Source organism: Streptomyces platensis, assembly GCF_008704855.1.
In the GTDB taxonomy this organism is placed as follows: domain Bacteria; phylum Actinomycetota; class Actinomycetes; order Streptomycetales; family Streptomycetaceae; genus Streptomyces; species Streptomyces platensis.
The window spans coordinates 7879078-7892311 of sequence record NZ_CP023691.1; the positions used below are offsets into that span (position 1 = coordinate 7879078).

The 13234-nt window shown below is 70.5% G+C and carries 15 protein-coding genes and 1 pseudogene; 4 read left to right on the forward strand and 12 right to left on the reverse strand.

Going from position 1 to position 13234, the window contains the following annotated elements; translation table 11 throughout:
• Positions 1–37 precede the first annotated feature (37 nt).
• Both CP981_RS34745 and CP981_RS34750 read right to left on the reverse strand, forming a co-directional pair.
• Entirely contained in the window at positions 38–232 is a 195-nt protein-coding gene (locus tag CP981_RS34745; protein WP_085922225.1) for an antitoxin, read from the reverse strand.
• A 112-nt stretch (positions 233–344) separates the two neighbouring features.
• Entirely contained in the window at positions 345–1370 is a 1026-nt protein-coding gene (locus tag CP981_RS34750; RefSeq protein WP_085922224.1) for an alpha/beta hydrolase, read from the reverse strand.
• Between the two features lie 196 nt (positions 1371–1566).
• Here CP981_RS34750 and CP981_RS34755 point away from each other — a divergent pair, with 196 nt between their 5' ends.
• Positions 1567–1872 carry a hypothetical protein gene (locus CP981_RS34755; RefSeq protein WP_085922223.1) on the forward strand — a complete coding sequence of 102 codons (306 nt, stop codon included), beginning with the start codon at positions 1567–1569 and terminating at the stop codon, positions 1870–1872.
• Positions 1873–1956: 84 nt separating this feature from the next.
• Here CP981_RS34755 and CP981_RS39020 read toward each other — a convergent pair.
• Positions 1957–2236 (reverse strand): annotated as a pseudogene (locus CP981_RS39020) (glycoside hydrolase family 38 C-terminal domain-containing protein); the annotation flags it as partial.
• Positions 2237–2391: 155 nt separating this feature from the next.
• On the opposite strand from CP981_RS39020, the gene CP981_RS34765 reads away from it, so the two are divergent.
• A complete protein-coding gene (locus CP981_RS34765; protein ID WP_085922222.1) occupies positions 2392–3921 on the forward strand; it encodes an SDR family oxidoreductase in 1530 nt (509 codons plus the stop codon).
• A gap of 128 nt (positions 3922–4049) precedes the next feature.
• Here the strand turns inward: CP981_RS34765 and CP981_RS34770 are convergent, their stop codons facing one another.
• From CP981_RS34770 to CP981_RS34780, 3 genes are all read right to left on the reverse strand, one after another.
• On the reverse strand, positions 4050–4502 hold the full coding sequence (locus tag CP981_RS34770; RefSeq protein WP_085922221.1) for a spore-associated protein A: 453 nt from the start codon (positions 4500–4502) through the stop codon (positions 4050–4052).
• A gap of 208 nt (positions 4503–4710) precedes the next feature.
• Positions 4711–5577: a lysozyme gene (locus CP981_RS34775; protein WP_085922220.1), complete on the reverse strand. Its 867-nt coding sequence runs from the start codon at positions 5575–5577 to the stop codon at positions 4711–4713.
• Positions 5578–5963: 386 nt separating this feature from the next.
• Complete coding sequence (locus CP981_RS34780; protein ID WP_085922219.1) at positions 5964–6617, reverse strand: transglycosylase SLT domain-containing protein; 654 nt, start codon at positions 6615–6617, stop codon at positions 5964–5966.
• Positions 6618–7331: 714 nt separating this feature from the next.
• On the opposite strand from CP981_RS34780, the gene CP981_RS34785 reads away from it, so the two are divergent.
• Positions 7332–7529 carry a hypothetical protein gene (locus CP981_RS34785; protein ID WP_085922218.1) on the forward strand — a complete coding sequence of 66 codons (198 nt, stop codon included), beginning with the start codon at positions 7332–7334 and terminating at the stop codon, positions 7527–7529.
• Positions 7530–7700: 171 nt separating this feature from the next.
• On the opposite strand, the gene CP981_RS34790 is transcribed toward CP981_RS34785, so the two are convergent.
• From CP981_RS34790 to CP981_RS34815, 6 genes are all read right to left on the reverse strand, one after another.
• On the reverse strand, positions 7701–8426 hold the full coding sequence (locus tag CP981_RS34790) for a transglycosylase SLT domain-containing protein (protein WP_085922217.1): 726 nt from the start codon (positions 8424–8426) through the stop codon (positions 7701–7703).
• A 481-nt stretch (positions 8427–8907) separates the two neighbouring features.
• Positions 8908–9393 carry an SRPBCC family protein gene (locus tag CP981_RS34795; protein WP_143658795.1) on the reverse strand — a complete coding sequence of 162 codons (486 nt, stop codon included), beginning with the start codon at positions 9391–9393 and terminating at the stop codon, positions 8908–8910.
• Between the two features lie 101 nt (positions 9394–9494).
• The gene (locus CP981_RS34800) at positions 9495–10394 is read right to left on the reverse strand and encodes an alpha/beta fold hydrolase (protein WP_085922215.1); all 900 of its coding nucleotides are present in this window, start codon (positions 10392–10394) and stop codon (positions 9495–9497) included.
• A gap of 54 nt (positions 10395–10448) precedes the next feature.
• Positions 10449–11687, reverse strand: a complete 1239-nt coding sequence (locus CP981_RS34805) for a beta-ketoacyl-[acyl-carrier-protein] synthase family protein (RefSeq protein ID WP_085922214.1) — start codon at positions 11685–11687, stop codon at positions 10449–10451.
• Positions 11684–11917 carry an acyl carrier protein gene (locus tag CP981_RS34810; protein ID WP_042158118.1) on the reverse strand — a complete coding sequence of 78 codons (234 nt, stop codon included), beginning with the start codon at positions 11915–11917 and terminating at the stop codon, positions 11684–11686. Before CP981_RS34810 ends, CP981_RS34805 begins: the two co-directional genes overlap by 4 nt.
• A 270-nt stretch (positions 11918–12187) precedes the next feature.
• Positions 12188–12649 (reverse strand): MarR family winged helix-turn-helix transcriptional regulator, encoded by a 462-nt coding sequence (locus tag CP981_RS34815; protein WP_085922213.1) that lies wholly within the window; start codon positions 12647–12649, stop codon positions 12188–12190.
• A gap of 128 nt (positions 12650–12777) precedes the next feature.
• Here CP981_RS34815 and CP981_RS34820 point away from each other — a divergent pair, with 128 nt between their 5' ends.
• The gene (locus CP981_RS34820; RefSeq protein WP_085922212.1) at positions 12778–13188 is read left to right on the forward strand and encodes an organic hydroperoxide resistance protein; all 411 of its coding nucleotides are present in this window, start codon (positions 12778–12780) and stop codon (positions 13186–13188) included.
• Positions 13189–13234: the final 46 nt, after the last annotated feature.

A 13234-nucleotide genomic window follows, 5' to 3' on the forward strand; every position in this document is an offset into this window, starting at 1 on the left:
GGGGCGGCGGTGGCCGCCGCCGGTTCAGGGCTGTGTTTCAGGGCCGCGGTGGCTGATCCGGGCCCTTCCCGCCGCCGAACTCGTCCCTGAGCTTCTCCTGGCCGGTGTCCACCTGGCCCTTGAACTTGCCCTGGCTCTTGTCGTCGGCCATGTCGCCGGCCTTGTCGATGCCCTTGTCCGTCTGGCTTTCGTGGCCCTTCAACATGCTCTTGATCTTGTCCATCATGGACATGATGCGTCCTCCTCACGAAGGTCCCCCACGACTCCAGCATCACCCCCTCCCAGACGATCTGCATCCGCGCACCAGGGGCGCCGCTGGGGCCCCGGCCGTCGGGGCGCCCCGTTCAGGAACCGCTCGGGACCGGGGCCTTCATCCGGTCGCTGATGAACTTGATCGAACCGGCCGCCATGCCCTTCTGGTAGTCCCAGGCGTTGTGCCGGCCGTCGGGGATGATCTGTAGGGCGGTGTGGATCGGGCCCTTGCCGTAGGTCTGCCGGAAGCGGTTGATGGGGGCGATGACCTTGCCGGACTCCCTGGAGCCGGCCTGGAAGGCGAGATAGACGTCCGGACCGCCCTTCCGCAGCAGGCCCTGGGCGAGCTTCGCCGGATCGTTGGCGTCCTTCTCCGCCTGGTGGCCCGTCCACAACGGCGAATCGGGCGCCAGATCCGGGCCGCTGGCTATCGCCGCCTTGAACTTGTCCGGGTGCTTCAGTACCGACTTCAGCCCGGCGAAGCCGCCCGAGGACGACCCCATGAAGGCCCAGCCGTCGCGGGACTTGAAGGTACGGAAGTTGGCCCGGGCCAGCTGGACGACGTCCTCGGTCAGCCAGGTCCCCATCTTCTGGCTGCCGGGTATATCGCTGGCGTCGTGATAGTGGGTGTCCGGGTTGAGCATCGGCATCACCACGAGGAACGGCAGGCTTTTGCCCGCCTCGGTCCACCGGGTGAGGTTCTCCTGCAGCTCGATATCGCCGCCGACCCAGTAATTCGTGACCCCGCCGGGTTCCTTGGGGCTGCCCAGACCGCCCGGCAGGGCTATCAGCACCGGAAATCCGCTCTTGGCGTATTTCGGGTCGCCGTATTCCTTGGGAGCCCAGACCCAGACGCTTCCGGTGACGCCGGATTTCTGGCCGTGCAGCGTCGCCCGCGCTATATGGGTGCCGTCGTCCAGTGTCCGGGTGATACGGAAGTCGCTCTTCGGGCCGGTCGGCATCAGGGTGTCGTCGTCGACGGGCTTGGCCCGCGCGGCGCCGTCGCCCTTCCCGCCGGCATCGAAGTCGACCGGCTGACCGGCGTCCGAGCAGCCGGCGAGCAGCACGGAGGAGACGGCGAGCGCGGCGGCGAGCACGACGGCATGGGGGCGTTTCACAGGGGACTCCGCGGCTGAGTGATCACGATCAAGTGCTCATAAAGAGGGAAAAGGGGGGCCGCGGGTTCCCATGCCGCGAGCCGGGCCGCGGGGCTCGTGCCACCCGTATGGAGCAGCGTCTCCCGGGCGGTTTCCACGGGGCGGTCCCCGGCTCGCTCGACGGGCACGGTCCCGTGGTCCGGCCGAGAATGCAGCGGTGAGCGATGAACACCGCAGTGCCGAGGACCCCGCGCCGCGCGCCGTGCCGTGTGACGAGGAACGACGGCTCGCCAGGAAGGCGCTGGCCGGCCATGCGCGGAACGCGGACGACCTGTCGTTGTTGATGGACATGCTGGGCCTGGATCCGAGCCGTGATCCGGACCATGAGGCGGCGTACGGCCATGAGAGGGGGCGCGACCAGGACTGTGGCGGCGGCCCGGGCAACGGGCGCGGCTCGGGACGTGAGCGGCGGCCGGAGCTGCGCCGGGACGCCCGGTCGCGATGGGGCGGGCCCCGGGCGTAACCCACGCCCCGGGCGCTCCGCCCCCCGTCCGCCCGCTACCGGCCGTCCGCCCGGGTCAGCCGTACGGTCACGATCTGGAACGGGCGCAGCCACATCCGCAGGGAACTTCTCGGTCTTGTGCCAGTCGACCTCGGTGCCGAGATCCAGCCGCCGCTGTCCGCGTGCCGGCGTCAGTGTCTGCACCACCCGGGAGGCGCCGAAGGTCCGGGGTGACGCGCACCGTCGCCGTCTCCCCGGACACCGCGCCGAGCACGACCTCGTCCGCGCCCGTCAGATCGGTGACGACATTGCGGTAGAAGGCGTCCACGTCCCAGGCGTCCCACATAGGAGGTCGCCGCGGAGCACGGCTGGCAGCCCGACCCGGACCGCACGCTCCGCCCGCTGCGCCAGGTGCACCTGATCAGGACGGCCCGGCCGGACACCCGCTGACCCGCGCCGTGATGCCCGGTGGCGGAACCGGTGACAGACTTGGCGGGCAGGCTGATCACGCTGCTACCGAGCCCGGAGGAGGCCGCGCGGATGGCCGGCACAGGCGCCAGGCGGCACCCCACGGCACCCCCGCGCGTCCTGGTCACCGGCGCCACCGGCTACATCGGCGGCCGACTGGTCCCCGAGCTGCTGGCCGCCGGATACGCCGTACGGGCACTGGCCAGGACACCGGAGAAGCTGCGCGATCACCCCTGGGCCGGGCTGACGGAGGTGCTGCGCGGCGACGTCACCGACGAGGACTCGGTCCGGACCGCGATGGCCGGTGTCGAGGTCGCGTACTACCTGGTGCACGCCCTGGGCAGTGGCAGCCGGTTCGAGGACACCGACCGCCGGGCCGCACAGATCTTCGCCCGGCAGGCCCGCGCCGCCGGCGTCCGCCGCATCGTCTACCTCGGCGGCCTCACCCCTGAGGGCATCCCGGAGCAGGAACTGTCGCCCCACCTGCGCTCCCGTGCCGAGGTCGCGGACATCCTGCTGGCGTCCGGCGTCCCCACCGCCGTACTGCGCGCCGCCGTCATCATCGGCTCCGGCTCGGCCTCGTTCGAGATGCTGCGCTATCTCACCGAGCGGCTGCCGGTCATGGTCACCCCCAGCTGGGTGAGCACCCGCATCCAGCCGGTCGCCGTCCGCGATGTGCTGCGCTATCTGGTGGGCTGCGCCCGCCTCCCCGGAGACGTCAGCCGGGCCTTCGACATCGGCGGACCCGACATCCTCACCTACCGCGACATGATGCAGCGCTACGCACGGGTCGCCGGGCTGCCGGAACGGCTGATCCTCCCCGTGCCGATGCTCACCCCGCGCCTCTCCAGCCTCTGGATCGGCCTGGTCACCCCTGTGCCGCCCGGCCTGGCCCGCCCGCTCGCCGAATCGCTTCGCCACGAAGTCGTCTGCCACGAGCACGACATCGCCCGCTACGTCCCCGACCCGGACCCGCCGGGCCACCCCATCGCCTTCGACGACGCGCTGGAACTGGCGCTGCGCCGGGTACGGGACGCCGAGGTCGCCACCCGCTGGTCCAACGCCGCGGTGCCCGGAGCACCGAGCGACCCGCTGCCGACCGACCCCGACTGGGCCGGCGGCAGCCTCTACACCGACCGGCGGGAGCGGGCCGTCGACGCCCCGCCCGAGGCGCTGTGGCGGGTGGTCGAAGGCATCGGCGGCGACAACGGCTGGTACTCCCTGCCGCTCGCCTGGGCGGTGCGCGGCTGGCTGGACCGGCTGGTCGGCGGGGTGGGGCTGCGCCGCGGCCGACGGGACGCCGGCCGGCTGCGGGTCGGCGATTCGCTCGACTTCTGGCGCGTCGAGGAGGTCGAGCCGGGCCGGCTGCTGCGGCTGCGCGCCGAGATGCGGCTCCCGGGCCTGGCCTGGCTGGAACTGACGGTCGGCCGCGACGCCGACGGCCGTACGCTCTACGGCCAGCGGGCCCTGTTCCACCCGCACGGACTGACCGGCCACGCCTACTGGTGGGCCGTCTCCCCCTTCCATGCCGCGGTGTTCGGAGGCATGGCCCGCAACATCGCGGCCGCCGCGGCGGCCGAGCACCGGAGCCGTCCGGCGTGATCGCGCCGCACGCCGAGCTCGCCAAGTAGGCGCACGGGCACGTGAGTTGAGTTCCACGCCCCGCCCCGTGATACGCCGACGGCGGGTTCCCGGGCGGACGCTGCCCGGGAACCCGCCGTCGTGGGGGATCAGTGGTGTGTCACCACACCGGCCGCCATCCGGCCGCAGTTGGAGCCGGAAACGCTGACGCTGACCGACTCGATCGCGCCGCCCCAGTCCACACAGATGCCCTTTCCGGGCAGATAGACGGGACCGGCGTACGAGGTGTACTGACCGCTGTCGTAAACCCAGTCGGAACTGCCGTCGGTGGCCGTGAGATAGGTGTACATGTACACCTTCTTGCCGGGGCTGTTCCGCACCGTCACGACACAGTTCTTTCCGGTCTTGGCGCTGTACGTCAGGTACACGGTCCCCTTTCCGGTGACCGGTACGGAATTCACTACGCTGTAGCCGCTTCCGCAGGCTCCGTTGTACGTGGCGGCGGCCGCCGGTGCGGCGGACGCGGTGGTGGCCGTCGCCATCGTGGCGATACCGGCCACGGCCAGTGCCGCGGCTCCTGCGATGGCACGAGAACGCTTCATGGAAAACCCCCCGTTGGGTGAACTGCGTCGCGTGGTCATTTCGCAGTGTTGGACAGCGCTCGGCCGTGGATGGTTGTACCGCGGCAAGAATTCGCGGTCATCCCGGAGCAGTTGTCCAAAAACGGTGCCCGACCGTCGCCGCGCCACGGAAACGGCCGGTCCCCGGCGCCGCGGGGGGCGCGCCGGGGACCGGCCGTTGCGGGTGGTGTCAGTTGCCGTCAGCGAGGACCTGGAGGCGGGTGAACGAGCCGTTGAAACGGTTCCGGTCGCCGACCATATGGCCCGAGGAGGTGTGCTGCCAGATGCTGTGGAAGCGCCAGCCGGCCGGCAGTGCGCCCACGGACGAGCCGTAGCGCGGGATCCACAGCGGGTTCGTCCGGCCGAACTTTCCGGAGTTGCCGGTGCACTTCTTCCACCAGTTGGTGGAGGTGTAGATGACCGCGTGGCGGCCGGTCTCCTCCCGGTAGGTCCGCGTGAAGTCGCGGATCCAGTTGACCATCGCCTTGTGGCTCTTGCCGTAGCAGGTGGCGCCGTAGGGGTTGTACTCCATGTCGAGCGCGCCGGGCAGCGTCCTGCCGTCCGCGGACCAGTCGCCGCCGTGGTCGGCGAAGTACCGCGCCTGGGAGCCTCCGCTGGAGTGGTCGGGCAGGGCGAAGTGGTAGGCGCCATGGATCATGCCGGAGTGGTACGAGCCCCTGTACTGCTGCGTGAAGTACGGGTTCGTGTAGCTGGTCCCCTCGCTGGCCTTGACGTACGCGAAACGCACCCCGGACCTGCGCAGCGAGGACCAGCTGACCTTCTTGTTGTGACTGGAGACGTCGACGCCGGATACGCCTCTTCTGGACCAGGCCCGCGCCCCGGAACCGCCGGCCGCCGCCCGGTCGCCGCCCTCATGGGCCATGATCGTGGAACCCATCCAGTCCTGTTCGGGGTGGGCGGGTCTCTTCTCGGCATCCGACGCCGTGGCGGAGCCGGGCAGCGCGAGGGGCAGAGCGAGCACGGAGAGAAGAGAAACGAGAGTTCCGGCCGCAAGGGGGACTGTACGGCGGGCCGGACCGGATCTGCGCAAGGGCATCGCATGCCTCCGAAGGCCTTCGGTTGAGTCAGGTTCGGCAGCTTTTGAGCAGAATCCTGCCGATAAGAGACATATACGCAGAACCGCCTGACTCTATGACCCAATGACCCGTCAGTCCGCCGACCGGCCCTGCATCTCACCCGTCCGGCGGGCGGAAACGGAATCCCCACGCCCCCGTTCCGGGCCTCCCGGTCGCACGACAGAGCGAAGCGGGCCCCGGCACCGCCGGGACCCGCTCCACCGCGCAGCGGCGAACGCGCCATTCCGCCGCTTCGCAAGCTGCTCTATGCCGAGCCTGCCGGCTCGCTTGTGTGGTCCGTCATATCCCTCGCCTCATCTGGCTCGGCCGGCCTCGGGTGCCGTGACGGCTCTTCTGCTCCGTCGGCTCAGTAGGCCGAGTCGACGTTGTCGATCGAGCCGTACCGGTCGGCCGCGTAGTTGGCCGCTGCGGTGATGTTGGCGATCGGGTCGGTGAGCTTATGCGGGGTGCCGGAGACGTGGTAGGCGTCGAACGTGGGCTGGATCACCTGGAGCAGGCCCTTGGAGGGCACGCCGTTGATCGCGTTGATGTCCCAGTCGTTGACGGCGTTGGGGTCACCGGCGGACTCCCGCATGATGTTGCGGTGCAGGCCCTCGTAGGAGCCGGGGATGCCCTTGGCCTTCATGATGTCCAGGGACTCGCGGATCCAGCCGTCAAGGTTGTTCGGGTACTCCTTGACGTCCTTGCGCTCGGCGGAGCGGTTGGCGGCCTGCTGGGCGCTGTGCTGCTTCTCGACGGCGGTGACCTTCACGTGGTCGGCGACCGAGGCGGTCACCGGGCGGCCGGTCTTGACGTCGTCCGCCTTGGCCGGCTGACCCTTCGCGCTGACAGGCTTGACCGCGGCGGGGGCGTGCTCAGAAGCGGCCTGAGCGGTGTCCGGGGCGGAGGTGAGGGCCAGGCCCGAGGTGGCACCCGCGGCGGCCAGAACGGCCACGGCGACCTTGTGGGTACGGGTGATGCGGGTGATACGGGCAGCGCGGGGCAGGGTGAAGCTGGGCATGCAGAGTGACCTCTTCCAGGTACTGGGGACGGGGAGGCGGCCTTTTTGGCGGCGCGTAACGAACCGGAGGTCTTTGTTGCGTCCGCCGTGGGGCGTGAACCGCAAACTCGCTCTCGGTGCGTCGGAATCCATGGTTAACGCCGGTCCCGAATCGAGGCAATGGTGCTCTGTACTACTCATCTTCGTGAGATAAACCCGTATCGCGGAAGTGGTAAGCGTTCCCGGCGCCGTTGACCCGGAATGGGCGCATGGGTATCGACTAGGCAGGTTCGTAAGTGACATACATCGCGTGCCTCGGGTCACCCGATAACGGCCTCAAAGGCCGCTCGCCCCCCGTCCATAAGTTGCCTGGCTCACACCGGAATTAGCGCGGTCCGGCGCCGGTTCGGACGCAGGTCGCAGCGAATTCGGCCGGGTGTGGGCACGGCCGCGCGGGCCGGTAATCCGTAAATGTGGCGCAGGGCACTGTGGCGGCGGCCAAAAGAGCGGCAATTGTGCCCTGATTCACGATCGGACACGGCCGGTTTTTTTTACCGCGGTGCGGAGCAGGAGACGGCGGGACCTGCTCGGCCGTTGGTGCAAGCTCCGCTACGGCAATACGGCGGTGCCGCTGGTCCGTTCGCAGCAGCCCCCGGAGCTGTCGCATGACTCCGGGCCCGCCGCCCCCGGAAGGTGGCAGCGCACACCGTCAGCACTCACCGTAGGGACATCCTTATGCTCCGTCGTATTTCCGTCGTGCTCACCGGTCTTCTCGTCACCGGCTTCCTCGCGACCGGTGCGGCCGCCGCGGCGCCGGTCGATGGCCGCCACCAGGACCGCCTCACGGCCAAGGAGCGGCACGGACTCCGTATCGCCTCCGAGGTTCTCGACGCGCTCTTCGGCGAGGGCCTGCCCCGGCGCGACCGCTACTGACCGGCGGGCTCCGGCGCCGAGGCCCGGCGCCGGTGCCGGAACGCAGACGGCAACGGCAGTGGCCCCACCCGCGGGATGCGGGCAGGGCCACTGCCGTTGCTGTGTTCGGGGCCGCGGCGCGGCTCCCGGATCAGTCTGCTCCGACCGTCCTGACGGTCGCGTCTCCCCGGCTCAGTAGGCCGAGTTGACGTTGTCGATCGAGCCGTAGCGGTCCGCGGCGTAGTTGGCCGCTGCGGTGATGTTGGCGATCGGGTCGGTGAGCTTATGCGGGGTGCCGGAGACGTGGTAGGCGTCGAAGGTCGGCTGGATCACCTGGAGCAGGCCCTTGGAGGGCACGCCGTTGATGGCGTTGATGTCCCAGTCGTTGACCGCGTTGGGGTCACCCGCGGACTCCCGGATGATGTTGCGGTGCAGGCCCTCGTAGGAGCCCGGTATGCCCTTGGCCTTCATGATGTCGAGCGACTCGCGGATCCAGCCGTCAAGGTTGTTCGCGTAGCGCTTCGGGGTGGCCTTCGGGGCCTTCGGGGCCTTGGGGGCGGCCTTCGGGGCGGCCTTCGGCGCGACCAGGGCCTTGCGCTCGATGGAGCGGTTGGCGGCCTGCTCGGCGGCGTGGCTCTGCTTCTCGGCCGGGGCCACCTTGAGGCCGGCGGCGACGGAGGAGGCGACCGCACGGGCCTGCTTGCCGTCGTCGGCCCGGTCCTTCGCGGTGAGCGGCATGCCGTTGGCGCTGACCGGCTTGACCGCGGCCGGCGCGTCGGCGGCCGTGGTGGTCGCGGCGTTGCCGGGTGCCGCGGTGAACGCCAGGGCGGCGGCGCAGCCCGCGGTCGCCACGAGCGCGGCGGAGACCTTGTGCGTACGGGTGAGGCGGGCAGTGCGGGGCAGGGTGAAGTTGGGCATGCGGAGGTGACCTCTTCCAGGGCTTGGTGGCGGGGGAAACGGCCTTCGGTTGGCGCGTGAGGACCGAGGGTCATTGCCGCGTTACGCCGCTCCGGCTGAGATCGCGGGCTCGTTCTCGGTGCTAACGGGAAACATGGTTAGCGCGGGCCCGGGATGGTGGCAAAGATGCCTTGTACTACCTATCTTCGTGAGATTGGGCGGAATGTCCGTTGTAAATACCGCGAATCGCGGTAAGCGCGGGGTGGAGCCGCGACTAGGAATGCTCGTACGTGACGTACGTCGCGTGCCACGCATCACGCGGCCAGGGCACGGCATTCCGTTTCACGGCACCGCGGAGTTGCCTGGCTCACACCGTGCGGGGGCAATTTCCGCGGCGGGTGTCGGGGGCGGCGATGCCCAGGAGTGGCCCCATGCAAGACGCCCCCTATGGGACTCCCATAGGGGGCGTCTTGCATGGGGCGGTAAAGGGGGAGGCGGGAATTCAGCCCGCCCTCAGCTGCGCGGCGAGCTGCTCGATCCGTTCGTGCCACGCGTCCAGCGCGGCGTCCGTGTCGAAGCCCTGCGGGCCGGTCTGGGTGAGGACGAGCCGGGGGCCGTGGCCGGTGCCCTGGCCCAGCTCCCAGCGGACCGTGCCCTCCGGGTGCCAGCGGTACGCGAGCACCGCCGGGGCCGCGACCTCGGTGACGGGCCCGGCCGGCGCCTGCCGGCTGGTGAAGCCCGCCGGCGCGGGCGCCCCCGCGGCGGGCTCGTCCCCTGAGGTCAGCGCGGCCCAGACGGTCTCGGTGGACCGTACGAGCTGACGCTCGAAACGGACCCGCGGCCCGTCCGGGGTGTCCTCGACCACCCCGCGCCCGAGATCGAAGGCGAACAGCCGCGGCTCCTCGGCGTCGGTGACCGTGCCGGTCATGGCGACATCGCTCACCCCGGGCATGGCGAAGGTCATCGCGCCGCCGGGACGGAGCTCCACGGTGACCTCGGAGGGGAACTACTGCCCGAGGTGTGCCGGGTCGGTGATCGCCGCCCAGACCTTCGCGAGCCCGGCCTCCCGCAGCTGAGAGGTCCCGCGGCTCACACACAGGCCGGATCGGCCGGCGACGGCTCCTCGCGCACCACCGGCGCCAGACAGGGCGCCGAGCTCAGCGGGCCGTCGGTGAAGAACCGGGCCGCCAAGTCCGCGACCTCTTGCGGGCGTTCGAGCACCACCCAGTGATCGGCATCGGGGATCGTCAGAAAGCGGCTGTCCGAGATGGTGGCCGCGAAGTCCCGCTGGCGAGCCGGGGAGGTCACCGTGTCGTGCTCGCCGCTGAAGACGAGGGTGGGGACGTCGGTCAGCCCGCCGGAGAAGTCCGGGCGGTCCGAGATTCCGCGGCGCAGCGACTCGACCGCGTGCTGGGAGCTCCGGGCCGCGTGCAGCATCGAGCGCCGGACATAGCGGTAGGCCAGCTTCCGGCGGGTCACGTGCCGGCGGTCGTCGAGGCACATCAGGCCCTGCGCGACGAGGGTGGCGAAGGCTTCGTTGTCGCCCCGCGCGAGATGCTCGGAGGCCCGCCGCCACAGCTCGACCTGGGCGTCGCTGATATGCGCCGGCACCCCGCCGAGAGCGAGCCGCGCGATCCGCCCGGGGAACCGCCGGGCGCACCCGTAGGCCAGACCCGCCCCGTACGAGAACCCGAAGAGGTTGATTCGCGGGACCTCCAGATCGTCGATGATCCGCTCGACCGCCGCGCACACGACATCGATGCTCGGCCCCGGGGGCAGCGGGTCCGCGCTGCCCATGCCCGGCAGATCGGCGGTGACCACGTCCGCCACCGGCCCCACGTGATCCTCCATCTGAGGCCAGCCGTACATCCCCTGGAGGGCGCCGCCCAGCACCAGAACGGGCTCGGTGATCCGCTCCGGCTGGCGCAGCCGACGGTAGGAGTAGGACACCCCGCGCACCGACAGAGAACGGATCATTTCCTCGGACATGGCAGATTCCTTCTCGGGGCACCGGCGGACAGGGCGCGCGGTGGCGGACAGGCCCTAGCGGGTCAGTACGAGCGCGGCATTGTGCCCGCCGAAGCCGAGCGACGTCTTGACCGCGCAGTCGAACGCCGCCTGCCGGGCCTCCGTGCGGACGATGTCGATCGGGATCCGCGGATCCGGCACATCGAGGTTGGCGGTCGGCGGCACCAGCTGCTGTTCCAGGGCGAGCACGGTGAGCGCGGTCTCGATCCCGCCGGCGGCGCCCAGTGCGTGCCCGGTCATCCCCTTGGTCGAGGTGACCAGCGCGTGATCGCCGAGGACCCGCCGCAGCACGGTGGCCTCGACGCGGTCATTGACGATCGTCGAGGTGCCGTGCGCGTTGACATGGCCGACGTCCCGGCCCTGCACCTGCGCGTCCGCCAGCGCGCTGCGCAGCGCCCGCTCGATGCCGTTGCCCTCGGGGTCCGGGGCCACCGCCGCATAGGCATCACTCGACGCGCCGTAGCCGCGGACATGGGCACGGACAGGGGCCCGGCGGGCGCTCGCATGCTCGGGCCGTTCGAGTACGAGGAGCCCGGCGCCCTCGCCGACCACGAAGCCGTCCCGGCCCACGTCGAAGGGGCGGCAGGCCGTGGCCGGGTCGTCCCGGCGGGTGGAGACCGCCTTCATCTGGCAGGCGCTGGCGATCAGCAGCCGGGACAGCACCGACTCGGCGCCGCCCGCGATGGCGATATCGCAGACCCCGGCGCGCAGCAGCTGGTGTGCGGTGCCCACGGCGACCGTGCCGGACGAGCAGGCCGTCGCCACGCCCATGCTGGGGCCCTGCGCGCCGAGGTCCATGCAGACGCTGCTCGCGGCACTGTTGACGACGGTCAGCGGGGCGAGCTTGGGGGAGACCCGGCGGGCGCCGCGCCCGGCCATCGCGACATGCTGCTGGTCGTAGAACGGCAGCCCGCCGTGCGCGGAGCCGATGACCACCGCGACCCGGCCGCTGTCCCAGGACTCCGGGTCCAGCCCGGCATCGGCGACGGCCTCCCGGGCGGCGATCACCGCGAGCTGCGAGAAGCGGTCCATCAGCCGCTGGGTGGCCACACCGAGCAGCTCGGTCGTGTCCAGATCCGCGATGGTGTACATGAAGTCGCAGGGCAGATCGGCGAGTTCTTCCTGGTGGCTCACGCCGCCGGGCACGGTTTCCTGGGTGACGGTGTGCCAGGTGGCCTTCGCCCCCACGCCCGCCGCGGTCACCAGTCCCAGTCCTGTCACGGCCGCGGAGAACGGCTCCTGGCGGGCCGTCATGCCGGAACGTTGCCGTCGACGGCCGTCACCAGCTGGCCCACGGTGTTCCGCGGGGTCAGCGACACCTCGTCGAGGTCGATGTCCAGCCGCTCCTCGATGAGGACGCGGAGCTCCTCCAGGGCCAGGGAGTCCAGTCGCAGGCTGCGCAGCGGAGTCTCGTCGGTGATGTCGGCGGGGGAAACCCCGAATCGTTGGACCAGCAAGGTGTTGACAACTTCTGCCGCGTTCACGTGGCGCTCCTCCGCTTGTCGTAGGCGATGCTGCCAACCGCGTCGTGGGCGGGATATCACCGGCGGCTCCGGCTGGTTTGACCACCCTTTATACGCCTTTGTCCCGATGACTCCCCAACCTTGGTAGCTCAATGGGGTGATGAGCGACCGGGGTGGACAACGTGTCCGCACCTCGCCTTGCGGACACCGCGGAAAGCACCTACGTACGTAACGCCGCGGACCGCCGGGAGGTACGGGGCGAAGGGCGGCGGACTCGTGAACCGTCCGGGGTCAGGCCTCGTCGAGGGCGCTTGTCACCCGGCCCAACAGGCTCTGGAGCGTGCGCAGTTCCTCGATCGTGAGGCCGGTCGCGGCCAGCATCCTGCGGGGGACCGGCAGGGCCTGTTCGCGCAGCTCGTCGCCGGCCGGGGTGAGGTGGATGGTGACCGAGCGCTCGTCCTCGGTGCTCCGTTCGCGGCGGACCAGTCCGGCCGCCTCCAGGCGTTTGAGCAGCGGGGAGAGGGTTCCGGAGTCCAGCCGGAGCTGTTCGCCGATGGTTTTGACCGGCTGGGAGCCGTGTTCCCACAGGACCAGCATGACCAGGTACTGGGGGTAGGTCAGGCCCAGGCCCTTGAGGGCGTCCCGGTAGACGCCGCCGAAGGCGCGCGAGGCGGCGTGCAGGGAGAAGCAGACCTGGTGGTCGAGGCGGAGCAGTTCGGCGTCGGGTACCGGGGGCCTGGTCGCAGGGGTCATGGACCCAGGTTAGCCCGCCGGGTCATTTAGTTGTGCGCAACTAAGTTGCGCGCAATTTAGATCTGTGCGACGGTGAGGGACATCGGGCGGCCGGGGAACGGCCGCTGCGCTACCGAAGGGGAACCGTGATGGACGCGCTGTACACCGCTGTCGCCACCGCCAATGGCCGTGAGGGCCGGGCCGTCAGCTCCGACGGCCGGATCGACCTGGCCCTGGCCATGCCTCCCGAGCTCGGTGGCAACGGCGCCGGCACCAACCCGGAGCAGCTCTTCGCCGCCGGATACGCGGCCTGCTTCGCCAGCGCGATGAGCAATGTCGGCCGGCAGATGAAGATCGACACCAAGGACGTCTCGGTCACCGCCGAGGTCTCCATCGGCAAGGACGACACCGGCTTCGGTCTGGGCGTCGTCATGCGGGTGGAGCTGCCGGAGAGCCTCGCGGGCGAGACCGGCCGGCAGCTGGTCGAGGCGACGCACCAGTTCTGCCCGTACTCCAAGGCCACCCGCGGCAACATCGAGGTCGAGCTGGTCATCGAGTAGCGGCGTGCTGCCCGGCGGGCCGGCCCCGGCGGGGGTGCGGGGGGCC

Excerpts from the sequence above, each read along its gene's own strand:
- CP981_RS34745 (WP_085922225.1), bottom strand. The coding sequence starts at position 232 with ATGTCCATGATGGACAAGATCAAGAGCATGTTGAAGGGCCACGAAAGC.
- CP981_RS34765 (WP_085922222.1), top strand. The coding sequence starts at position 2,392 with ATGGCCGGCACAGGCGCCAGGCGGCACCCCACGGCACCCCCGCGCGTC.
- CP981_RS34770 (WP_085922221.1), bottom strand. The coding sequence starts at position 4,502 with ATGAAGCGTTCTCGTGCCATCGCAGGAGCCGCGGCACTGGCCGTGGCC.
- CP981_RS34775 (WP_085922220.1), bottom strand. The coding sequence starts at position 5,577 with ATGCCCTTGCGCAGATCCGGTCCGGCCCGCCGTACAGTCCCCCTTGCG.
- CP981_RS34780 (WP_085922219.1), bottom strand. The coding sequence starts at position 6,617 with ATGCCCAGCTTCACCCTGCCCCGCGCTGCCCGTATCACCCGCATCACC.
- CP981_RS34785 (WP_085922218.1), top strand. The coding sequence starts at position 7,332 with ATGCTCCGTCGTATTTCCGTCGTGCTCACCGGTCTTCTCGTCACCGGC.
- CP981_RS34790 (WP_085922217.1), bottom strand. The coding sequence starts at position 8,426 with ATGCCCAACTTCACCCTGCCCCGCACTGCCCGCCTCACCCGTACGCAC.
- CP981_RS34800 (WP_085922215.1), bottom strand. The coding sequence starts at position 10,394 with ATGTCCGAGGAAATGATCCGTTCTCTGTCGGTGCGCGGGGTGTCCTAC.
- CP981_RS34805 (WP_085922214.1), bottom strand. The coding sequence starts at position 11,687 with ATGACGGCCCGCCAGGAGCCGTTCTCCGCGGCCGTGACAGGACTGGGA.
- CP981_RS34815 (WP_085922213.1), bottom strand. The coding sequence starts at position 12,649 with ATGACCCCTGCGACCAGGCCCCCGGTACCCGACGCCGAACTGCTCCGC.
- CP981_RS34820 (WP_085922212.1), top strand. The coding sequence starts at position 12,778 with ATGGACGCGCTGTACACCGCTGTCGCCACCGCCAATGGCCGTGAGGGC.